The following is a 20,561-nucleotide window of genomic DNA, read 5'->3' as shown; positions in this document are numbered from 1 at the left end:
GACCGGGCCCGCTGCCTGGATCACTGCCTTGATCACTGCCTGGGCTCACTGTCCGGGCCGGTGCTGCCGCCCCGCGCCCGGACCGCCCGCCGGGCTCCGGCCGAGTGCCTCGGCGCCGTGTCACAGCGCCGTGTCTCAGCCCCGCGCCGCCAGCACGCCCGAGGCGAAGGCCGTGTCGCACACCGGGCGGGCGTACGACTGGGCGCGCGAGGGGCCGTACATGCGGACCGCGGCGCGACCGAGGGCGCGGGCGATGGAGGAGCAGTGCCTGGCCAGCGACGGCCTGCCGTTCACGGCGGCCTGGAGATGGGTCAGGGCGGCGCCCGGATCCTTCTCCTGGAGCTCGGCCAGCAGCTGGTCGCGCAGGACGTCCTGCGGGGCCTTGGCGGCCTGACGCGAGGACTGGTGCGCGGCGGAGACGTCGGAGGCGGTGAGCACCGAATCCGAGGGGTTCCCCGACCAGTTGACCCGGGTGACCGCGAGGGTCCCGGAGAGCACCATGACGACGGGCAGGACGAGGGCGAGCGAGCGGCCGATCCGGCGGGCTGGGCCGCCCCGGCCGCGGCGCGTGCGCTGGGTGGTGGAGTGGTTCGCGGAGTGCTTCACGCGTGAGAGGGTAGCGTGCAGTAATGATTCGGCGACATTTAGTCACCCGGACGGGGGATGATGTCGTGCCCCGCATTGGGTATTGGGTTGACGAGGGCCCGTCGAAATGTCCGCCGTGCCGGGGATTCCGCGGACGCGGAAGAGGGCCCCGCAGCAGGCTGCGGGGCCCTCTTCATCAATCCGGGTGAAACCCCCGGGTTCAATCCTGTGCGTCAGTCCGACAGACGCGCGCCCGTCGACGTCGAGAACACGTGGGTCTCGCCCGCGCGCGGGACGACGTGCAGCGTGCTGCCCTTCTCCGGGACGTCCCGACCGCCGACGCGGACCACGAGGTCCTTCGACTCGGCGCCGACCTTGGCGGTGCCGTACACGAACGCGTCCGAGCCGAGCTCCTCGACCACGTTCACCACGACGGCGAGACCCTGGTCGCCGTCGGGGCCGGCCACGTCGAAGTGCTCCGGGCGGACGCCGACGGTGACCGTCTTGTCGGTGGCCGCGGACAGCGCGTCACGCTGCACCGGCACCACCGAGTTGCCGAACTTCACGCCGCCGTCGGCGATCGGCACCTCGACGAGGTTCATCGCCGGGGAGCCGATGAACCCGGCCACGAACAGGTTCGCCGGACGGTCGTACATGTTGCGCGGGGTGTCGACCTGCTGGAGCAGACCGTCCTTGAGGACCGCCACCCGGTCGCCCATGGTCAGCGCCTCGACCTGGTCGTGGGTGACGTAGACGGTGGTGATCCCGAGGCGGCGCTGGAGCGAGGCGATCTGCGTACGCGTGGAGACGCGGAGCTTGGCGTCCAGGTTCGACAGCGGCTCGTCCATGAGGAAGACCTGCGGCTCGCGCACGATGGCGCGGCCCATCGCCACACGCTGGCGCTGACCGCCGGAGAGGGCCTTCGGCTTGCGGTCCAGGTACTCGGTGAGGTCGAGGATCTTCGCCGCCTCCTCGACCTTCTGCCGGATCTCCGCCTTGTTGACGCCGGCGATCTTGAGCGCGAAGCCCATGTTGTCGGCGACCGTCATGTGCGGGTACAGCGCGTAGTTCTGGAACACCATGGCGATGTCCCGGTCCTTCGGCGGCAGGTGCGTCACGTCGCGGTCGCCGATGCGGATGGCGCCGCCGTTGACGTCCTCGAGCCCCGCGAGCATGCGGAGCGAGGTGGACTTGCCGCAACCGGACGGACCGACCAGGACGAGGAACTCGCCGTCCGCGATCTCGATGTCCAGTCCGTCGACGGCGGGCTTGGTGGAACCGGGGTAGACCCGGGTCGCCTTGTCGAAAGTGACAGTGGCCATGGCTCGAAGGCCCCCTTCTACCGGCAGGAACGTGCCGGACGATCCGTTGTAGGAAGGTGGTTGGTGTAGTCCACATGAGCGAACTGGGTCAGGACGGTACCTGGCGTTCACCGGTCTGTCAGCACTTGAGGACGGGTGAACTTCACAAGAACGTTCGGGACGGCCCCGGCCGCCGGCCCGGAGACCCGCCGGGCGCACACCGTCCGGGCCGCACGGCGGGAGAAGTCCGTGGCCCGGGGAAACAGCGGCTGTGTACAGTGGTGCCGCCCTCGCGCGCGGGTCGTGGCGCGCGATGCCTCCTTAGCTCAGCTGGCCAGAGCAGCGCACTTGTAATGCGCAGGTCGTCGGTTCGAATCCGACAGGGGGCTCCATGAGAAGCCCAGGTCAGGCCGTCTGACCTGGGCTGCACGATACTGGGCCTCGTGAAGCGGCTCACGGGGGTCTCCCGGGTTCGGCGGGCGGTGTGGGCGTATGTGCGCCGGGCGCCCGGCACCTATGTGTGGCTGGCCGTCCTGTTCGTCACCACGGTGACGCTGCACCACATGTCCCCCGAGTTCGAGCAGGAGTTTCTGCGGCAGCGGTCGACGAACATCCATGAGCTGTCGCGGCACCCGGTGCGGGTGCTGGTGGCGAGCGCCATGTGGATCGACGGCGGGCACTGGGTGCCGTACGTGGCGCTGTACTCCGTCTTCCACGCGCAGGCCGAACGGTGGCTCGGGACGGCCCGGTGGCTCGCGGTGTGCGCGGCCGCGCACGTGCTGGCCACGTTGATCAGCGAGGGCGCGCTCGCGCTGGCGATCCAGGACGGGCTCGCGCCGCGGTCGTCGGCCGACACCCTGGACGTGGGGGTGAGCTATGCGCTGGCCGGGGTGGCGGGGGTGCTGGTCTACCGGATCGGCCCGCCGTGGCGGTACGGGTACCTGGCGGGGCTGCTCGTCTTCTTCGGCGCTCCGCTGACGGCCGCGCCGACCTTCACCGACTTCGGGCACTTCCTGTCCGTGCTCGTCGGGCTGGCGTGTCACCCCCTGGTCAGGAGCCGGGAGCGGGAACGGATGCGTGATCCCGAGGGGGCGGGGCCTGGCCCGGGCGCGGGGGCGGCTCCACCGGGCGGCGTCCGGCCGTGAGCCGCCGCGTCGATCTCCAGGCCGCCGCGTCGATCTCCAGGCCGGCGCGGGATTGTCAGAGGCGGGGTGCAGCATGGGGGGCATGGCGAGGACTGGGGCCGGCAGGACCGGCGGGACGGGCGGGGCCGGGGGCAGGGCGGGCGCCGCGGTGAAGGGGGCGCGGCGGCCCGAGGTGCGGCTGCCGGAGCTGGAACCGTACGGGGGCGGGGGGCTGGAGCCCGACGGGGACTACGACGGCGTGGAGTGGCGTGAGCTGGACCTCGCCGGGCAGGACGGCGGTGGCGCGCGCTTCATGGACTGCGCGGTGACCGGCTGTGCGCTGGACGGGACGAGGCTGCGCCACGCGCGTTTCCTGGACTCGGTGCTGACCGGTCTGCGGGGGGTCGGCACGGATCTGGCGGAGGCGACCCTGCGGGACGTGGAGCTGCGGGACGCGCGGCTGGGCGGGACCCAGCTGTACGGCGCGGTGCTGGAGCGGGTGGTGGTGCGCGGCGGCAAGATCGACTACCTGAATCTGCGCCAGGCGCGGTTGCGGGACGTCGTCTTCGAGGGGTGTGTGCTGGTCGAGCCCGATTTCGGCGGGGCCCGGCTGGAGCGGGTCGAGTTCGTGGACTGTGCCCTGCGGTCGGCGGACTTCACGGCGGCGACGCTGACGGACGTGGATCTGCGGGGTGCGGTGGAACTGGGCCTCGCGGGGGGCGTGGACCGGTTGTCGGGGGCGGTGATCAGTACGGCGCAACTGCTGGATCTGGCGCCGGTGCTGGCGACGGAGCTGGGGATCAGAGTGGAGGGCTGAACCCGGCGGGGGCTCCGGTCGCGGGCCCGGCTCCGGCCGGGGTCACTTCACGCGGGGGAAGCGGGCCTGGAGCGTCCAGACGGCGGGGTTCTCGCCGAGGTCCTCGTGCAGGTCGGTCAGGTCGGCGAGGAGGTCGTGGAGGAAGTCGCGGGCCTCGCGGCGCAGTTCGCTGTGGGAGAAGGTGAGGGGGGGTTCCTCGGGGGGCATCCAGTCGGCCTCGATGTCGACCCAGCCGAAGCGGCGGCGGAAGAGCATGCGGTCCGTGGACTCGGTGAAGTCGAGTTCCGCGTACTGGGGGCGGGAGGCGCGGGAGCCGGCCGGGTCCTGGTCGATGTGCTCGGCGATGTCGCACAGCGCCCAGGCGAAGTCGAGTACGGGCACCCATCCCCAGGCTGTGGACAGCTCGCGGTCCGCCTTGGTGTCGGCGAGGTAGACGTCGCCGCAGAACAGGTCGTGGCGCAGGGTGCGGACGTCCGCGCGCCGGTAGTCCGTCTGGGGCGGGTCCGGGAAGCGGTTGGAGAGGGCGTAGCCGATGTCGAGCACGTAGGCGATGGTGTCACGCCCGCGTGTGGTCGTCGGACGTCGCCGTAGGATCGCTGTCGTGCCCCGATCCGTACGTCTTGTCACGGTTGCCGCGCTGGTGGCGGGATGTCTCGTCCTGGTCGCGTGCGACGGCGGTCCGCCGGAGGGCGCGAGGGGTGGCTCCGGTGGTTCGCGGGGCGCGGCGGGCGTCGGCGATCCGTATTTCCCGAAGGCGGGCAACGGCGGGTACGACGTCACGCACTACGGCCTCACCCTGTCCTACGTCCCCGACGGCAACCGGCTCAGGGGGACGGCGGTGGTCACGGCCCGGGCGACGCAGGACCTGTCCTCGTTCGATCTCGATCTGCTGGGCATGGACGTCGAGGAGGTGCGGGTCGAGGGGGCGGTCGCGCGGTTTCGCCGGGAGGGCCAGGAACTCGTCGTCCGCCCGTCCGAGCCGCTCGCCGGCGGCGAGGCGTTCGAGGTGCGGGTCCGCTATTCCGGCAGTCCGGTCACGATCACCGATGCGGACCGTTCCCAGGAGGGCTGGCTGCGTACGGCGGACGGCGTGCTGGCGCTGGGGGAGCCGACCGGGTCGATGGCCTGGTTCCCGGGCGCCCATCACCCGTCCGACAAGGCGTCGTACGACGTCGCCGTGACCGTCCCGAAGGGGCTGACGGCGGTCTCCAACGGTGAGCCGCGCGGTCGGCGCACGGGGCCGGACGGGCGGACGACGTTCCGGTGGCACACGGCGGAGCCGACGGCGAGTTACGCGGCGACGCTGGCGATCGGCCGTTTCACCGTGACCACGTCCGTGCTGGGGGGCGGCCTGCCCGCGTATGTGGCGGTCGATCCCTCGCAGGTGGCGGCGAGCCGGGCGGTGCTGGCCCGGCTTCCCGAGGTCATGGACTGGGCGCGGGACAGCTTCGGGTCGTACCCCTTCTCCTCGGTGGGGGCGATCGTGGACCGGCCGGGTGACGCGGGATACGCGCTGGAGACGCAGAACCGGCCGGTCTTCCCCGGAGCGCCCGGCATGGAGACGTTCGTCCATGAGCTTGCGCACCAGTGGTTCGGGGTGTCCGTCACGCCGAGGAGCTGGCGGGACATGTGGCTCAGCGAGGGGCTGGCGACGTACGCCGAGTGGTTGTGGACGGAGGACGAGGGCGGGGCGACGGCTGAGGAGACGTTCCGGGCGCTGTACGACCACGGTGCGGACGTGTACGAGGACCTGTGGGACTTCCCGCCGGCGAAGCCGCCGGGGCCCGCGCACATCTCCGACGCGCCGGTCTACCAGCGGGGCGCGATGGTCGTCCACCGTGTCCGGCAGGCCCTCCACGACGACGACGCCTTCCACGGCCTGCTGCGGGGGTGGGCGGCGGCCCGTCGCCATGGCAACGCCCGCACGGAGGACTTCACGGCGTTCGTCGAGAAGCGGGCGCCGCAGGTGGACTTCGACGGGATCTGGTCGCAGTGGCTCTACGGGGAGGGCCGGCCGCCGCGCCCGTGAGGCCCGGCGGGTGTGAACCGAGGGATCGGCCGGGGCCGGTCCTGGCCGGTGGGCCGTCTCCCGGCCGTCTAGCGCCCGTCGGACGGGGCCGTCGTCCGCGGTGGGAGCGGGGTCAGCGGTTTGCGCAGGACGGTGCAGGGGCGGCCGAGTCGGCGGTCGGGCCGGTGGCCGATGACCTCGTATCCGAGGGCGGTCCAGAAGGCGAGGCCCTTGGGGTTGGCGTCGAGGACGGCGAGCCGGACGGCGGTGTGGCCGGCCGTGCGCAGTCGTTCCTCGACGCGTTCGGCGATGCGGCGTCCGAACCCCTGGCCCTGTGCGGCCGCGTCGACCATGAGCAGTCCGATCCAGGGGTCCGGGTCCGCGGGGTCGGGGTGCCGTGCGAGCGTGACGGCGATGCCGACGAGGCGGCCCCGGCTGCGGGCGAGCAGTGCCTCGACGTGCGGCTCGGCCAGCTCGTCGGCGAGGGCCGCGGCCACCTGCTCGGGCCGGATGTCGTCCGGGTCGGGGAAGTCGCCGCTGAGGGCGTGGTATTCGCGGTGGGAGGCGTAGAGGGCGGTGAGTTCGGTGAGGAGGGGGCCGGGGATGTCGTGGTCCGGGGTGAGGCGCAGCGCGTCCAGGTGCATGGCCGCAGGCTAGGCGGCGGCGGCCGCCCGCGGAGAGCCGCCCGAGCCGCCCGCGGGCGTGGGGCGGGGCCGGACGCGGGCCGCCCCGCCCGGCGAGGTGCGGGGCGGGGCGGGGCGGGGCGGGGCGGTCCGGGATCTCTGTGGTGCCGTGGTGCCGGGGACCTCGGGGTCAGACGCTGACGCCGAAGTCCTGGGCGATGCCGACGAGGCCGGAGGCGTAGCCCTGGCCGACGGCGCGGAACTTCCACTCGGCGCCGTTGCGGTAGAGCTCGCCGAAGACCATCGCGGTCTCGGTGGCCGCGTCCTCGGACAGGTCGTAGCGGGCGATCTCGGCGCCGCCGGCCTGGTTGACGATGCGGATGTAGGCGTTGCGGACCTGGCCGAAGTTCTGCGAGCGGTTCTCCGCGTCGTAGATGGAGACCGGGAAGACGATCTTGTCGATGTCGGCGGGGAGGCCGGCCAGGTTGACGTTGATCGCCTCGTCGTCGCCCGCGCCTTCGCCGGTGCGGTTGTCGCCGGTGTGGACGATGGTCTGGTCCGGCGTCTGCTTGTTGTTGAAGAACACGAAGTGGGCGTCGGAGTAGACCTTGCCCTGGGTGTTGACCGCGATGGCGGAGGCGTCGAGGTCGAAGTCCGTGCCGGTGGTGGTGCGGACGTCCCAGCCGAGGCCCACGGTGACGGCGGTCAGGCCCGGAGCCTCCTTGGTGAGCGAGACGTTGCCACCCTTGGACAGGCTTACAGCCATGGTTGGGAGTCCTTCCCTCGTTTTTTCGTACGGCTTCGCGGGCACGAAGCTACAGCTATCCCTATGAACGCAGCGAAGGCCGGTCAAGGTTCCCGGCGTGCCCGCGATTCTTTACTTTCTTTACCAAGGGATATTCGCGTGACTCGGGCCGGGCCGGAGCGGGAACATGGTCGGCATGTCTGGTCCCTATGTCGTCCGCGGCTCCGTCTCGCTTCCCGAGGCCGAGCTGATGTGGCGTTTCTCGCGGTCTTCGGGGCCGGGCGGGCAGCACGTCAACACGAGTGACTCGCAGGTGGAGCTGCGCTTCGACGTGGAGCGCACCGAGGCGCTGCCCGAGGTGTGGAAGGCGCGGGCGCTGGAGCGGCTGGCGGGCCGGCTCGTCGACGGCGTCGTCACCGTCCGTTCCTCCGAGCACCGTTCCCAGTGGCGCAACCGGGAGACCGCGGCGGTGCGGCTGGCCGCGCTGCTCGCGGAGGCGACGGCGCCGCCGCCCAAGCCGCGCCGGGCGACCCGTATCCCGCGCGGGATCAACGAGCGGCGGCTGCGGGAGAAGAAGCAGCGTTCGGAGACGAAGCGGGGCCGGACGGGCCGGGACTGGGGCTGAGCGGCACGGCGTCGCCCTGCCCGGTCCCGACGTGCCGTGGCGTGTGGCGTCCGGCTGTCACGTTCCAGGCGTGTCGTGCGTCATTGCCGTGACTGTGGCGATCACGTCGGCCGGATGCGGATGCGGATGCGGATGCGGGTTCGCGGCCGGCGTCCGGAGCGTGACGAGGGATGCGACCGATGACGACGACCGGTGACGACGGCTTCCTGGCCGAGTCCTTCGAGGCGCACCGCGGGCGGCTGCGCGCCGTGGCGCACCGGATGCTGGGCTCGGGGGCGGAGGCGGACGACGCCGTGCAGGAGGCGTGGGTGCGGCTCAGCCGGAGCGCCGGCCGGGGCGAGGCCGGGGGCATCGGCAATCTCGGGGGGTGGCTGACGACGGTCGTCGGCCGGGTGTGCCTGGACATGCTGCGTTCGCGCCGCTCGCGTGCCGAGGAGCCGTTGGAGAGCTGGACGCCGGCGGTGGCGGCGGTGCCCGATCCGGCGCAGGACGCGCTGCTCGCGGAGTCCGTGGGCACGGCCCTGCTGGTGGTCCTGGACACGCTGTCCCCGGCGGAGCGGCTGGCGTTCGTGCTGCACGATCTGTTCGGGGTCCCGTTCGAGGAGGTGGCGGGGGTCGTCGACCGGAGTCCGGAGGCGGCCCGGCAGCTGGCCAGCAGGGCTCGTCGGCGGGTGCGGGGGGCGGCGGAGCCGGAGGCCGACCCGGTCCGCCGGCGCCGGGTGGTGGACGCCTTCCTGGCGGCGGCCCGGGAGGGGGACTTCGACGGGTTGCTGGCGGTGCTGGATCCGGATGTCGTGGCCCGCTCGGAGACGCTGGTGACGGCGGGCGCGAGCGAGGTGGCCCGGGGCGCGTCGGGTTTCGCCCGGCTCTCGTTCGTGGCCGGGCCGGCTCTGGTGGACGGTGCGACGGGACTGGCGGTGCTGGTGGACGGCCGGGTGGAGCGCACGCTCGCGTTCACCTTCGTCCGGGACCGGATCGCTCTGATCGACGTCACGACCGACCCGGCGCGGCTGGCCCGGCTGGAGGTGAAACTCCTGCCGCCCGACGGGGACGGCGACCGGACGGGGACCAGCCGGCCGCGCCCTGGTCGAGGGTGAGGACGCCGACGGTCTCGCCGTCGCTCTTCTCGCCGGTCTTGCGGAAGCCGAGTCGCAGGTAGAAGTCCTCGGGGCCGTGTTCGCCCTCGTGCCAGGTCACGTACATCTCGCGGGTGCCGCGGCGGCGCAGTTCCGCGGCGACGGCCTCGACGGCGAAGCGGCCGTAGCCGCAGCCCTGTTCGGCGGCGGCGATGTTCAGCCGCCACAGGCCGGAGCGGACCAGGCTGCCGTCGCCGCGGCCGTTCCAGTCGATGTCGAGGAAGGCCATGAGGAAGCCGACGGGCCGGTCGCCGTCCATGATCAGCCGTGGCCAGGCGATGCCCGGGTGGACGTAGGCCTCGGCGAGGGACTTCATGACGGGCGAGACCGCGAACTCCTGGTCGGGGTGGACCCGGACGGCCGTCGCCGCGTCGAAGTTCTCGGGGGTGATCTCCACGAGGCGCAGGGGGGAACTCGTGGCGGTCGCCCCGGCGGCGGTGTCTGTCGTGCCTGTCATGTCCGGCACCCTAGGCGCCTGGTTCCCGGTCCGGCCACGGCATTTCCGCCGGGGTCAGCCCAACTGGCGGTAGCGGCCCCGGAAGTAGACCAGGGGACCGCCGTGCGCGTCGGCGACGGTCGCGGTCAGCACGCGGCCGATCACCAGGGTGTGGTCGCCCGCGGACACGCGCTGTTCGGTGCGGCATTCCAGGGTGGCCAGCGCGCCGCCGACCAGGAGGGCGCCGCCGGCCTCGCCGCGGACGCAGGGGAGGTCCTCGAAGAGGAGACGGTCGCTGATGCGGCCCTTCATGGCGAAGCGGCCGGCGATGTGGCGCTGGTGCTCGGAGAGCACCGACACGGCCCACAGCGGCTGTTCGTCGAGCAGGTCGTCCATGCGGGAGCCGGTGCGCAGGCCGACCAGGACGAGCGGCGGGTCGAGGGAGACCGACACGAAGGACGTCGCCGTCATGCCGACGTCCTCGCCGTCCGGGGCGCCGGGGTCGTCGGGGTCGAGGGACGGTTCGCGCGCGGTCACCAGGACCACGCCGTCGGCGAGCCGGGACATGGCGGCGCGGAACTCGTCGTTGCTCACCCCCTCAGGATGCACGGCAGGGGGCTTGGGCACGGTGTTGAGCAGATCGGGGGACACATCCGAAACGCTAGTGTCCGATCATTGCGCCCCGCATCGGACCTCCGCCCGAGTAGGGTCGTAGGACCGCGGACCGAATCCGGTCTCTGTCCGTGTTCAGGAAACACACAGGAAAAACGCGGAAACTCCACTCAAATGTTCATGTTCGGCTGTGACTTGAGTCACAAGACGTACTAATTGTTGACCCTGTGTACCGAGTGAGCAGCGCGCTGTGATTCAGTGGCGGAGGCGTCACAACGAGACACACACCGACAACAGAGCACCAGAAACGACGTTGCGCCGAAGACAACCCTTGATTCGCTGCGAAGTCTCGGGGGGAGGGCGAAACACATGGAGACCGAGTCGGAGCCGTACGTCCGTCTTGCGTCCCTGCGACAGCTGCACCAGGTCATGGCCGACATGAACACGGCCCGCAGTCTGGCCGACACACTGCAGACCGTCGCCGACGGCGTGGTCACGGCACTCGGGTACGAGCTGGCGTGCGTCAATCTCGTGCGTCCCGACGGCGATCTCGTCGTCGCCGCCTTCGCCGGGAACCCCGCCGCCGAGGCCCTCATCACCGGCCGGGTCGGCTCGCGCGACTCCTGGGAGCGCCGCCTCTCCATGGGAGAGACCTGGGGCGACCTGATCTTCATCCCCCACACCGAGGGCTGGATCCTCGACGACGACGACGTCCCGCAGTGGTACACCGACGGGCCCGCGCCCCGCTTCGAGGACGAGTGGCACCCCTCGGACCGGCTCTTCGCCCCCATGTACACTCCCGCGGCCCCCGGCAGCGGCGGCGCCTGCGGCGAGCTGATCGGCGTCCTGTCCGTGGACCGGCCGCGCAACGGGCGCCGTCCGGGCGCATGGGGGCGCGAAGCGCTCCAGATGTACGCCTTCCAGGCCGCCATCGCGATCAGCAACGCGCGTCTGCGAGCCAACATGCAACGCGCACTGGTCAGGCTCGAACGCGAGCAGCAGGCCCTGCGCGCCAGTGAGGAATCCTTCCGCCAGGCCTTCGAGTACGCCCCCTCCGGCATGGCGATAGCCGAGATGGGCGGCGACCAGCACGGCCGAATACTGCGCACCAACGACGCCCTGTGCCGCCTGCTGGGCCGCCCCGCCTCCGCGATGCGCCGCTACTCCTTCTCCGACCTCGTCCACCCCGAGGACATAGGCACCCTGCTGCGCACCTCGGCGGAGGGCGGCCGCGCGGAACTGCGCCTCGCCCGCCGCGACGGCACCTACCTCTGGGTCAGCCTGCGCAACTCCGTGGTCGCGGACGCCGCCGACGGGCCGCGTTTCCTGCTCACCCACGTCGAGGACATAGAGGACCGCAAGCGCCGCGAGCTCCAGCTCGCCCACCGCGCCTCGCACGACTCCCTCACCGGCCTGCCGAACTCCGCGGAACTGCGTTCGCGGCTGTCCGCCCGCCTCTGCCGGCGCCCCCAGTCGGCCCAGCCCGCCGCCGTCGACGCCATGGACTCCGGTTACGCGCACGCCGCCTTCGACGCCGACGACCACGGCTTCGGCTACCGGCCCGCCGGCGCCGAGTCCTTCGACGGCTACGACCACCACGTGCACACCGCCGCTCCCGAGGACGACCGCGACGACGGCGCCAAGGGGCTCGCGGTCCTCTTCTGCGACCTCGACGGCTTCAAGTCGATCAACGACCGCTTCGGGCACAACGCGGGCGACGCGGTCCTCATCGAGGTCGCCCGCCGCCTCTCCCGGCAGGTCCGCGACGGGGACACGGTCGCCCGGCTCGGCGGCGACGAGTTCGTGATCCTCGCCGACGGCCTCGGCCGCGCCGACGCCGCCGACCTCGCCGTCCGGCTGCGCAACGAGATCATCCAGCCCATCCGCGCCGAGGGCCGGGCCGTCCGGGTCGGCGCCAGCTTCGGCATCGGCTGGGCGCATTGCGGGATGACAGCGGACGAAGTGCTGAAGTCCGCCGACGAGCGCATGTACGTCGAGAAACGATCTCGTCCCAAACAGCACAGACGCGCGGGATGATCACCAGGTCAGTGGCCCCGCCCGCCTGATGATGCGATCCGAGTCACCCGTTTGGGCGGTGCGGACCGGGTAGGCTCGCAGTTCCCACACGTATGGATCCGCGTACGCGTGTCGCATCCGCCCCGCACTGTTGAGGAGTACGAAGGGATGACGCCCGGCAACAACGGCGCGAGCCCGCCCGAGGACGACGACCCGTTCGGCTACCTCTACGCCGACGGCCAGGCCAACGGCGCGCAGCCGCCCTCCGGCGGCGGCTACGGCTACCCGAACTCGGTCAGCCGGGTGCGCGCGGTCGGCGAGCGCCAGTACGGACAGCAGCCGCAGCAGCAGACCGCGCAGTACGGGCAGCAGCCCCCGACGGTTCCGCAGCAGAGCGCGTACGGCCAGCCCAACCCGCACTACGCCGCGCCGGAGAACTTCGGCGGCGGCGGCCCCTCCACCGGCCGGCAGCCCGTGCACAACGGCGGCGGCCGCGGCCGCGGCCCCAACACCAAGGGCCTGCTGATCGGCGCGGTCGCGGTGGTCGCCGCGGTCGTGATCGGCATCGCGGTGGCCATGGCGGGCGGCGACGACAACCCGGACGACAACAAGGCGAACGGCCAGTCGTCGTCCTCGGCCGCCGCCACGGGAAGCCCGTCGCCGAGCGCGTCGGCCTCCGAAGACGACAGCAAGGCGGACCTTCCGGCCATCGATGCGAAGGCGCTGAGCCTCGAGGGCGGTACCTCGCCGGCTTCGGAGGTCAAGGGCGCGAAGGCGGCCGGAGGCACCTACGTCGGCAACTTCAACCATGTCGGTGCGGCCGTGACCTGGAACGTCAGCGGGATCCCCGAGGACGGCAAGTACACGCTGAACCTCACCTACGGCGTGCCCGGCAAGGACGGGAACGCCACGCTCACGGTCAACGGCACGCCCCAGGACCGCCCTCTCAACATGAAGAACTTCGCCCATGCCCCCGAGGGCGACTACGCGAAGGGCTGGACGAACACCTGGGGGAACATCACCCTCAACAAGGGCACCAACACCATCAAGATCTCCTGCGAGCAGGGCAACGTCTGCGACGCCAACCTCGACCAGCTGTCGCTCGAGGCGGGCTGGAAGTAGCGGGCGCCGTCTCTCAGGCCGCGCTTTCCTCACGTCTGGCCGAGATCCGCGGCAGCAGTTCCGCGTAGGCCGCGCGGTCGAACTCGCCCGCTGTCGGGGAGAGTACGGTCGCCGCGGACAGGGCTGCCGCCCGGGTCAGGCGGGCCGGCCAGGGGAGATGTTCGACCAGGCCCGACAGCAGGCCCGCGCAGACCGAGTCGCCCGCGCCCGTGGGGTTGCCGTGGACGCGGGCCGGCGGGGTGGCGCGCCAGCGGCCCTCCGGGGTCGCCGCGACGAGGCCTTCGGCGCCGAGCGAGGCCACCACCGACTGCGCCCCGCGCCTGCGCGCGTCCTGCGTCGCGCGCAACGGCTCGTGGGAACCGGTGAGTTCGGCCAGTTCCTCGGCGTTCGGCTTGACGATGTCGGGGCGGGCTGCCACCCCGCGGCGCAGCGGCTCGCCGCCGGTGTCGAGCAGGACGGGCACGCCCGCGGCCCGTGCCGCGCGGATCAGGACCGCGTACGCGCCCACCGGCACCCCGGGCGGCAGGCTGCCGCACAGGGCCACCGCGTCGGCGTCGGCGAGCAGTTGCCCGTAGGCGTCCTGGAAGGCGGTCCACTCGGCCGGTGCGACGAGCGGGCCGGGCTCGTTGAGCTGGGTGGTGTCGCCCGTGCGGGCGTCGACGACCGCGATCGTGCGGCGGGTGGACCCGGCGACGGGCACCAGCGCGTCCGCCACCCCGGCTGTGCCGGACAGGAGTTCCCGCACGCGCCGGCCGGTCGCGCCGCCCGTGAAGCCGGTCGCCGTCACCTCGTGGCCGAGGGCGGCCAGCACGCGGGCGACGTTGAGCCCTTTGCCGCCGGGCCGCTCCCGCACGTCGGTCACCCGATGGGAGGCGTGCGGCCGCAGGGCGGGCACGTGATACGTGAGGTCGAGAGCGGTGTTCAGGGTGACGGTGAGGATCACCGGAGCCGACCTCCCTCGGCGGGCACGTGTGGGGCTTCGGTACCGCGGTGCGTGATTCCGAAGGCCTGATCATGCCAAAGAGACGGCGGCCGGCCCAGTGCTCGGGTCGGCCACCGTCCCGGTGGAGGCGGACGTTTCACGCCAGTTGGGGATCCACCACCCAAACCCCCTTGCGCATCACGCCCTTGACCTCGAAGTCCTCGTCGAGCAGTACCAGGTCGGCGTCCTTGCCGGGTTCCAGGGAGCCGATCCGGTCGTCCAGGCCCAGCAGGCGGGCCGGGTTGGCGGACAGGGCCGCGACGACGTCCTCGACCGGGATGCGGTCGACCGTCACCGCCCGTTGGAAGGCGCGGTCCAGGGTGAGGGTGGAGCCGGCGATCGAGCCGCCCTCCACGAGACGCGCCACGCCCTCGCTGACCTCGACCTCGAGCGGGCCGAGCAGGTAGCGGCCGTCGCCGATGCCGGCGGCGTCCATCGCGTCGGTGATGAACGCGACGCGGTTCGGGCCCGCGTGACGGAACGCCAGTTCCAGTGCGGCCGGGTGCAGGTGCGTGCCGTCGTTGATCAGCTCGACGGTCACCCGCTCGTCCTCCAGCAGGGCGGCGATGGGTCCGGGGGCGCGGTGCCCGAGGGGCGGCATCGCGTTGAAGAGGTGGGTGGCGACGGTGGCTCCGGCCTCGATGGCCTGAACCGTCTGCTCGTAGGTGGCGTCGGTGTGGCCGACGGCGGCGATCACGCCGTGCTCGGCGAGCAGGCGTACGGAGTCCAGGCCGCCGGGGAGTTCCGTCGCCAGGGTGAGCATCCGGGCCTGGCCGCGCGCCGCGTCGATCAGCTTGCGGACCTCGGCCGGGTCGGGGTCGCGCAGCAGGGCCTCGGAGTGTGCGCCCTTGCGGCACGGGGAGATGAAGGGGCCCTCGAAGTGGATGCCGGCCAGGTCGCCCTGTTCGGCCAGCTCGCTCAGCAGGCCGGCCTGGCGGACGAGGACGTCCATGTCGTCGGTGACGGTCGAGGCGACGAGGGTGGTGGTGCCGTGCAGGCGGTGGGTGTGGATGGCCTTCTCGACGTCCTGTGCGGTGCCGGAGAAGGAGGCTCCGCCGCCGCCGTGGTTGTGCAGGTCGACGAAGCCGGGCACCAGCCAGTGGCCACAGACGTCGACGACGGTTCCCTGCGGGGCGCCGGGCGGGTCGTCGGCGGCGATCTTCGTGCCGTCGATCGTGACGCGGCCGGCCGGCACGGTGCCGGTGGGGAGGACCACCCGGGCGCCGGTCAGCACCTGCCTGCGTGCGCCGGTCGCGGGCCGCGGGTGCGTGGTGGCCGGTCGCGCGCTCGCGGCGGGGCCGCTCGCTGTCGCGTTCCGCGCCCCTAGGGGGGTGGCCATCAGGGGGTTACCTCCGTACGGTCGGTCGGGTCGAGGAGATCGCGGGCGAGCAGGGCGGCCCCCAGGCAGCCGGCGCTGTCGCCCAGGGCCGCGGGGACGATCCGCGGAAGCGTCTGGAAGGTCACCCGGCGGCGGACCGCTTCCCGCAGCGGTGTGAACAAGGTTTCCCCTGCTTCCGCGAGTCCGCCACCGATGACGAGCGTGCGCGGGTCCAGCAGGGTGACGGCGGTGATCAGGCCGTCGGCGAGGGCGTCCACGGCGTGTTGCCAGACCCGGACGGCTTCGGGGTCGGCGGAGACGACGGCCTTCGCGCAGTGCGCGGCGTCCGCGTCCGGGTCGCCGCTCGCCGCCGCCCACGCCTGGCCGACGGCGGCGGCGGACGCGTACCGCTCCAGGCAGCCGTGCTGCCCGCAGGGGCAGGGGGTTCCGCCGGGGCGTACGACGATGTGGCCGATCTCGCCGGCGAAGCCGTGGGCGCCCGCCTCCACCCGGCCGTCGACGCCGATCGCGCCGGCGATGCCGGTGCCCAGGGCCACGAACAGGAACCGGTCCGCGCCGCGGCCCGCGCCGACGCGGCCCTCGGCGAGACCGCCGGTGCGCACGTCGTGGCCGAGGGCGACGGGGATCTGGAGGCGTTCGGCGAGCCGGGCGCGCAGGGGGACGTCCCGCCAGCCCAGGTTGGCCGCGTAGACGGCGACGCCTTTCGCCTCGTCGACGATGCCGGGGACGGCGACGGCCGCGGCGGAAGCGGGTTCGCCGAACTGCCGGGCGCCGTGTTCGCGCAGGTCGGCGGCGAAGCCGAGGATGGCGTCGACCACGGCTTCGGGGCCGCGCTCGCGGTCGGTGGCGCGGCGGGCGCGGTGCAGCACGGTGCCGTCGGCACCCACGAGGGCGGCCTTCATCCCGGTTCCGCCCACGTCCAGGGCGATGACATGTCTCACGGGGACAGTGTGGCCCGAGGACCCGCAAGAGGTCTAGTCCACTTACGTGGTGTAGACCTTACTCCGGATAACGGAACCATTGGTATGAGCAATCAAGTGCTCACGGTCAGTCAGTTCGGCGATGAGGAGCGGTTCGGTGCAGCGGGCACGAAAGTCAGGGACGATCGCGGCGGCGTCCGCCCTCGGCATGGCGGCGGTCCTCGCCGGCTGCGGACTGACCGGGGGCTCCGACGACGTCACCCTGAGACTCGTCGCCGCCGACTACGGCGACAGCGCCGCCAACAGCTCCAAGAAGTACTGGGACCAGCTCGTCGAGGCGTACGAGAAGGACCACCCGGACGTCACCGTCGACGTCACCGTGTACTCCTGGAACGACGTCGACGCCAAGGTCAAGGCCATGGTCGACGCGGGCGACGCCCCCGACATGGCGCAGATCGGCGCCTACGCGGACTACGCGGCCGCCGACCGGCTCTACAAGGTCGGTGACGTGCTCTCCATCCCCGTCGAGGCGGACTTCGTGCCCCGGCTCGCGGACGCGGGCAAGGTGCGCGACGTGCAGTACGGCATGCCGTTCGCCTCCTCGACGCGGCTGCTGTTCTACAACAAGACCCTCTTCGAGCAGGCCGGCATCACCGCGCCGACCACCTGGGCCGAGCTGGCGCGGGACGCCCGGACGCTGAAGGCCAAGGGCGTCGAGTACCCCTACGCGCTGCCGCTGGGGCCCGAGGAGGCGCAGGCCGAGACCCTTCAGTGGCTGCTCAGCGGCGGAGGCGGCTACACCCAGACCGCCGGCAGCTACAGCCTCGACTCCGCGGAGAACGTCGCCACCTTCGAATGGCTGAAGGACGAACTGGTCGGCAAGGGCCTCACCGGCCCGGTCGCCCCCGGCAAGCTGAACCGGGCCGCCGCGTTCGCCGCGTTCACCGCGGGCGACGTGGGCATGCTCAACGGGCATCCCTCGCTGATGAAGGCGGCCCGGAGCAAGGGCGTGAAGTTCGGCATGGTGCCGATGCCAGGCGTCGACGGCCCCACCAAGAACTCCATGGCCGTCGCCGACTGGATGACCGCCTTCAAGCAGAACGGGCACGGCGACCAGATCGGCGAGTTCCTGGACTTCGTCTACAGCGAGAAGAACGTCCTCGCCTTCTCCCGCGAGTACGACCTGCTGCCCGTCACCAGCTCCGCCTCCCAGGTCATGGAAGGGGCATCGCAGGACGCCGACCTCCAGCCGTTCCTCGAGGAGCTCCCGCTGGCCGAGAGCTACCCCGTCGGACGGACCTCCTGGGCGACGGTCAGCGCGGACGTCAAGAAGCGCATCGGCGCGGCCGTGACCGCGCACGGCAGCCCGGCCGACGTCCTCGGCGGACTCCAGACCGCGGCGGTGACCGCGGAGACCGCCGCCGGGGACTGAGCGACGGGGACTGAACGCCGGGGACTGAACGCCGGGCCGGATGTCGGCGCCGGGCGCTACCGTGCGGGGCATGGAACGGCGAGCGGACACGGACGGGCTGGGGGCGCTGGAGCGGGGCGTCCTCGCCCTGGAACGGCGCGGCTTCGCCGGGCCGGGCGCGAAGGAACGGGCGATACGCGAGGAGCTGGACCTGTCGCCGGTGCGCTATTACCAGCTCCTCAACGCCCTGCTCGACGACCCCCGGGCACTGGCCCACGACCCGGTGACCGTGAACCGGCTGCGCAGGGTGCGCGAAGCGCGGCGGGCGGAGCGGTAGCCCGTCCGGCCGTTGGCTATGGTCGCCGTATGGGCACCCACGAGACGCACCACGGGACACACTCCACGGCACCCGGATCCCCACCCCCCGGATCCCCACCCCCCTCCCCGCCGGCACCCTTGCCCGTCCCGGTCACCGCGGCGGGCCGTGCCGCGCTCGACGCGATCGTGGCCCGGCCCTCGGCCGCCCTCGTCGCCCTCGACTTCGACGGCACCCTCGCCCCGATCGTCGAGAACCCCGAGGACGCCCGCGCCCACCCCGACGCCGTCCCCGCTCTCGCGGCCCTCGCGCCGCGGGTCGCCGCGGTGGCCGTCGTCACCGGCCGGCCCGCCGAGGTCGCCGTCCGCCACGGAGGCTTCGCCGGCGTCGAGGGACTGGACCGGCTCGCCGTCCTCGGCCACTACGGCGCCGAACGCTGGGACGCGAGCACCGGCGCCCTGAGCGCACCCGCCCCGCACCCGGGAGTCGCCGCAGTCCGCGCCGCACTGCCCGCCGTCCTGGCGGCCGCCGGCGACCGGCCGGGCGTGTGGATCGAGGAGAAGGGCGGCCGGGCCGTCGCCGTCCACACCCGCCGCGCCGACGACCCCCAGGCCGCCTTCGACGCCCTGCGCGGCCCCCTGACCGACCTCGCGACCCGGCACGGCCTGATCGTCGAACCCGGCCGCATGGTGCTGGAACTGCGCCCCCCGGGCATGGACAAGGGCGTGGCCCTGCTGGAGCACGTCCGCGAGACCGGCGCCGGCGCGGTCCTCTACGCGGGCGACGACCTCGGCGACCTGCCCGCCTTCGCCGCCGTGGAGAAACTCCGCGCCGACGGTGTCCCGGGCCTGCTCGTGTGCAGCGGCAGCGCCGAGGTCGGCGCACTCGCGGAGCGCGCCGACCTCGTCGTGGACGGACCGGCCGGGGTCGTCCGACTGCTGCGGGCGCTCGCCGCTCAGCTGGGCTGAGGCTCGCGCAGCGCGTTCAGCTGGTCCAGGAACCAGCGGGCCGGGGGGAGCGCGGTGGCCGCCGCCGCCAGGCGGGCGGAGCGCTCCGCCCGCTCGCGCGGGTCCATCGTCAGGCCCTCGTGCAGGGCCCGCGCGGTCTCCAGGACGTCGTAGGGATTGACGACGATCGCGTCGTCGCGCAGTTCCCAGTACGCCCCCGCCTCCCGGGACAGGACCAGCGCGCAGCCCTCGTCGGAGACGACCGGCACCTCCTTGGCCACCAGGTTCATGCCGTCGCGGATCGGGTTGACCAGCGCCACGTCGGCCAGCCGGTAGGCGGCGAGGGAGCGCGCGAAGTCGTCCTTGAGGTTCAGCAGCACCGGCGTCCAGCCGGGCGTGCCGAAAGCGGAGTTGATCTCCTCCGTGACCCGCTGCACCTCGCTCATGTAGTCGCGGTAGACGGCCAGGTCCTGGCGTGAGGGATAGGCGAAGGCCACGTGCACCACCCGCTCGTGCCACTCCGGGTGGTCCTCCAGCAGCTGCCGGTAGGCCAGCAGGCCGCGCACGATGTTCTTGGACAGCTCGGTGCGGTCGACGCGGACGATCGTCCTGCGCCCCTCGCCGATCTCCGCGCGCAGCGCCGCCATGCGCTCGTCGACGTCCGCGCGGCGCGAGCGCTCGCGCAGGAAGTCGGCGTCCGCGCCCAGTCCGTGCACGCCGATCCGCGTCTTGCCCGGCCCGCCGGCGAACTCGGTGCAGCACGCGCTGAAGGCGTCCGCCCAGCGGCGGGTGAGGAAGCCCAGGCGGTCGGCGCCGAGCATGCCCGCGAGCAGCTGCCCGCGGATGTCGTCCGGCAGCAGGCCGAAGTAGTCCACCGGCGCCCAGGGCGTGTGCGAGAAGTGGCCGATGCGCAGGTCCGGGCGCAGCTCGCGGAGCATCCCCGGCACCAGGCACAGGTGGTAGTCCTGGACCAGGACCGCCGCCCCCTGCGCCGCCTCCTGCGCCAGCGCCTGCGCGAAGGTCCGGTTGTAGGTCTCGTAGGCCGCCCACCGGCGGCGGAACTCCGCGTCGAAGACCGGCTCCAGCGGCGTCTGGTACAGCATGTGGTGGACGAACCACAGCACCGAGTTGGCGATGCCGTTGTAGGCGTCGGCGTGCACGTCGGCCGGGACGGGCAGCATCCGCACGCCCTCCTCGCCGATCCCGCGCGCGACCGCCTCCCGGTCGCCGTCGGTGAGCGCCGAGCACACCCACAGCGCGCCCGCGTCGGGCCCGATGGCCGACAGACCGGAGACCAGCCCGCCGCCCCCGCGTTTCGCGTGCAGCGAGCCGTCCTCGCGCACCTCGTAGGAGACCGGGCCGCGGTTGGACGCGACCAGTACCTGAGCGGAACCGCGGGAGGCAGACGTGTCGTGCGTGGAAGCCATAAGCCTCAACCTAGCCCGCTCCGTAAACGCTCAAACGTTCGCCGGCCCCGACGGACGCCGCCGGGGTCC

At 72.7% G+C, this 20,561-nt stretch carries 20 protein-coding genes, 1 tRNA gene and 1 pseudogene; 11 read left to right on the top strand and 11 right to left on the bottom strand.

Annotation, left to right across the window (positions count from 1 at the left end; genetic code table 11):
- Positions 1–135: 135 nt before the first annotated feature.
- A complete protein-coding gene (locus tag ACGFSH_RS18955; RefSeq protein WP_393349841.1) occupies positions 136–606 on the bottom strand; it encodes a hypothetical protein in 471 nt (156 codons plus the stop codon).
- 212 nt (positions 607–818) lie between these two features.
- On the bottom strand, positions 819–1,907 hold the full coding sequence (locus ACGFSH_RS18950) for an ABC transporter ATP-binding protein (protein ID WP_069770563.1): 1,089 nt from the start codon (positions 1,905–1,907) through the stop codon (positions 819–821).
- 294 nt (positions 1,908–2,201) lie between these two features.
- On the opposite strand from ACGFSH_RS18950, the gene ACGFSH_RS18945 reads away from it, so the two are divergent.
- The 3 genes from ACGFSH_RS18945 (at position 2,202) to ACGFSH_RS18935 (ending at position 3,827) form a co-directional block, all read left to right on the top strand.
- Positions 2,202–2,278: transfer RNA gene (locus ACGFSH_RS18945), tRNA-Thr, on the top strand.
- Between the two features lie 51 nt (positions 2,279–2,329).
- The gene (locus ACGFSH_RS18940; RefSeq protein ID WP_393349838.1) at positions 2,330–3,031 is read left to right on the top strand and encodes a rhomboid-like protein; all 702 of its coding nucleotides are present in this window, start codon (positions 2,330–2,332) and stop codon (positions 3,029–3,031) included.
- An 82-nt stretch (positions 3,032–3,113) separates the two neighbouring features.
- Complete coding sequence (locus ACGFSH_RS18935) at positions 3,114–3,827, top strand: pentapeptide repeat-containing protein (protein WP_393349836.1); 714 nt, start codon at positions 3,114–3,116, stop codon at positions 3,825–3,827.
- Positions 3,828–3,869: 42 nt separating this feature from the next.
- Here ACGFSH_RS18935 and ACGFSH_RS18930 read toward each other — a convergent pair whose 3' ends face one another.
- Entirely contained in the window at positions 3,870–4,370 is a 501-nt protein-coding gene (locus tag ACGFSH_RS18930; RefSeq protein ID WP_393349834.1) for a hypothetical protein, read from the bottom strand.
- A 7-nt stretch (positions 4,371–4,377) separates the two neighbouring features.
- On the opposite strand from ACGFSH_RS18930, the gene ACGFSH_RS18925 reads away from it, so the two are divergent.
- Positions 4,378–5,856, top strand: a complete 1,479-nt coding sequence (locus tag ACGFSH_RS18925) for a M1 family metallopeptidase (RefSeq protein WP_393349832.1) — start codon at positions 4,378–4,380, stop codon at positions 5,854–5,856.
- A 68-nt stretch (positions 5,857–5,924) separates the two neighbouring features.
- On the opposite strand, the gene ACGFSH_RS18920 is transcribed toward ACGFSH_RS18925, so the two are convergent.
- Complete coding sequence (locus tag ACGFSH_RS18920; protein ID WP_393349830.1) at positions 5,925–6,479, bottom strand: GNAT family N-acetyltransferase; 555 nt, start codon at positions 6,477–6,479, stop codon at positions 5,925–5,927.
- Between the two features lie 169 nt (positions 6,480–6,648).
- Positions 6,649–7,224 (bottom strand): TerD family protein, encoded by a 576-nt coding sequence (locus tag ACGFSH_RS18915; RefSeq protein ID WP_256920379.1) that lies wholly within the window; start codon positions 7,222–7,224, stop codon positions 6,649–6,651.
- A gap of 166 nt (positions 7,225–7,390) precedes the next feature.
- On the opposite strand from ACGFSH_RS18915, the gene arfB reads away from it, so the two are divergent.
- Positions 7,391–7,828, top strand: a complete 438-nt coding sequence (gene arfB, locus ACGFSH_RS18910; RefSeq protein WP_393349828.1) for an alternative ribosome rescue aminoacyl-tRNA hydrolase ArfB — start codon at positions 7,391–7,393, stop codon at positions 7,826–7,828.
- Positions 7,829–8,007: 179 nt separating this feature from the next.
- On the top strand, positions 8,008–8,925 hold the full coding sequence (locus tag ACGFSH_RS18905; RefSeq protein ID WP_393349826.1) for a sigma-70 family RNA polymerase sigma factor: 918 nt from the start codon (positions 8,008–8,010) through the stop codon (positions 8,923–8,925).
- Here ACGFSH_RS18905 and ACGFSH_RS18900 read toward each other — a convergent pair.
- Positions 8,915–9,421, bottom strand: a pseudogene (locus ACGFSH_RS18900) (GNAT family N-acetyltransferase); the annotation flags it as partial. The gene ACGFSH_RS18905 and the pseudogene ACGFSH_RS18900 sit on opposite strands and share 11 nt — an antisense overlap.
- A 54-nt stretch (positions 9,422–9,475) precedes the next feature.
- The gene (locus ACGFSH_RS18895) at positions 9,476–10,039 is read right to left on the bottom strand and encodes a flavin reductase family protein (protein ID WP_393350064.1); all 564 of its coding nucleotides are present in this window, start codon (positions 10,037–10,039) and stop codon (positions 9,476–9,478) included.
- 342 nt (positions 10,040–10,381) lie between these two features.
- Between ACGFSH_RS18895 and cdgB the strand changes: the two genes are divergently transcribed.
- Positions 10,382–12,049: a diguanylate cyclase CdgB gene (cdgB, locus tag ACGFSH_RS18890; protein WP_393349824.1), complete on the top strand. Its 1,668-nt coding sequence runs from the start codon at positions 10,382–10,384 to the stop codon at positions 12,047–12,049.
- 147 nt (positions 12,050–12,196) lie between these two features.
- Positions 12,197–13,150 (top strand): CBM35 domain-containing protein, encoded by a 954-nt coding sequence (locus ACGFSH_RS18885; RefSeq protein ID WP_393349822.1) that lies wholly within the window; start codon positions 12,197–12,199, stop codon positions 13,148–13,150.
- A gap of 13 nt (positions 13,151–13,163) precedes the next feature.
- Here the strand turns inward: ACGFSH_RS18885 and ACGFSH_RS18880 are convergent, their stop codons facing one another.
- The 3 genes from ACGFSH_RS18880 to ACGFSH_RS18870 all read right to left on the bottom strand — a co-directional run bounded on the left by ACGFSH_RS18880 (position 13,164) and on the right by ACGFSH_RS18870 (position 16,412).
- Positions 13,164–14,093 carry a 1-phosphofructokinase family hexose kinase gene (locus ACGFSH_RS18880; RefSeq protein ID WP_393349820.1) on the bottom strand — a complete coding sequence of 310 codons (930 nt, stop codon included), beginning with the start codon at positions 14,091–14,093 and terminating at the stop codon, positions 13,164–13,166.
- A gap of 136 nt (positions 14,094–14,229) precedes the next feature.
- On the bottom strand, positions 14,230–15,471 hold the full coding sequence (nagA, locus tag ACGFSH_RS18875) for an N-acetylglucosamine-6-phosphate deacetylase (RefSeq protein WP_393349818.1): 1,242 nt from the start codon (positions 15,469–15,471) through the stop codon (positions 14,230–14,232).
- Positions 15,471–16,412, bottom strand: a complete 942-nt coding sequence (locus ACGFSH_RS18870; RefSeq protein WP_393349816.1) for an ROK family protein — start codon at positions 16,410–16,412, stop codon at positions 15,471–15,473. The genes nagA and ACGFSH_RS18870 overlap by 1 nt, the downstream gene beginning before the upstream one ends.
- Before the next feature lie 121 nt (positions 16,413–16,533).
- Here ACGFSH_RS18870 and ACGFSH_RS18865 point away from each other — a divergent pair, with 121 nt between their 5' ends.
- From ACGFSH_RS18865 to otsB, 3 genes are all read left to right on the top strand, one after another.
- Positions 16,534–17,823, top strand: coding sequence for an ABC transporter substrate-binding protein (locus tag ACGFSH_RS18865; RefSeq protein ID WP_393349813.1), 1,290 nt, complete (start codon positions 16,534–16,536; stop codon positions 17,821–17,823).
- A 70-nt stretch (positions 17,824–17,893) separates the two neighbouring features.
- Positions 17,894–18,139: a DUF3263 domain-containing protein gene (locus ACGFSH_RS18860; protein ID WP_329411240.1), complete on the top strand. Its 246-nt coding sequence runs from the start codon at positions 17,894–17,896 to the stop codon at positions 18,137–18,139.
- A gap of 29 nt (positions 18,140–18,168) precedes the next feature.
- Complete coding sequence (gene otsB / locus ACGFSH_RS18855) at positions 18,169–19,086, top strand: trehalose-phosphatase (protein WP_393349811.1); 918 nt, start codon at positions 18,169–18,171, stop codon at positions 19,084–19,086.
- On the opposite strand, the gene ACGFSH_RS18850 is transcribed toward otsB, so the two are convergent.
- A complete protein-coding gene (locus ACGFSH_RS18850) occupies positions 19,074–20,492 on the bottom strand; it encodes a trehalose-6-phosphate synthase (protein ID WP_393349808.1) in 1,419 nt (472 codons plus the stop codon). The two genes, otsB and ACGFSH_RS18850, sit on opposite strands and share 13 nt — an antisense overlap.
- Positions 20,493–20,561: the final 69 nt, after the last annotated feature.

Source organism: Streptomyces sp. NPDC048481, from assembly GCF_043200075.1.
GTDB lineage: Bacteria > Actinomycetota > Actinomycetes > Streptomycetales > Streptomycetaceae > Streptomyces.
This window is presented reverse-complemented; position numbering and strand designations above follow the sequence as displayed.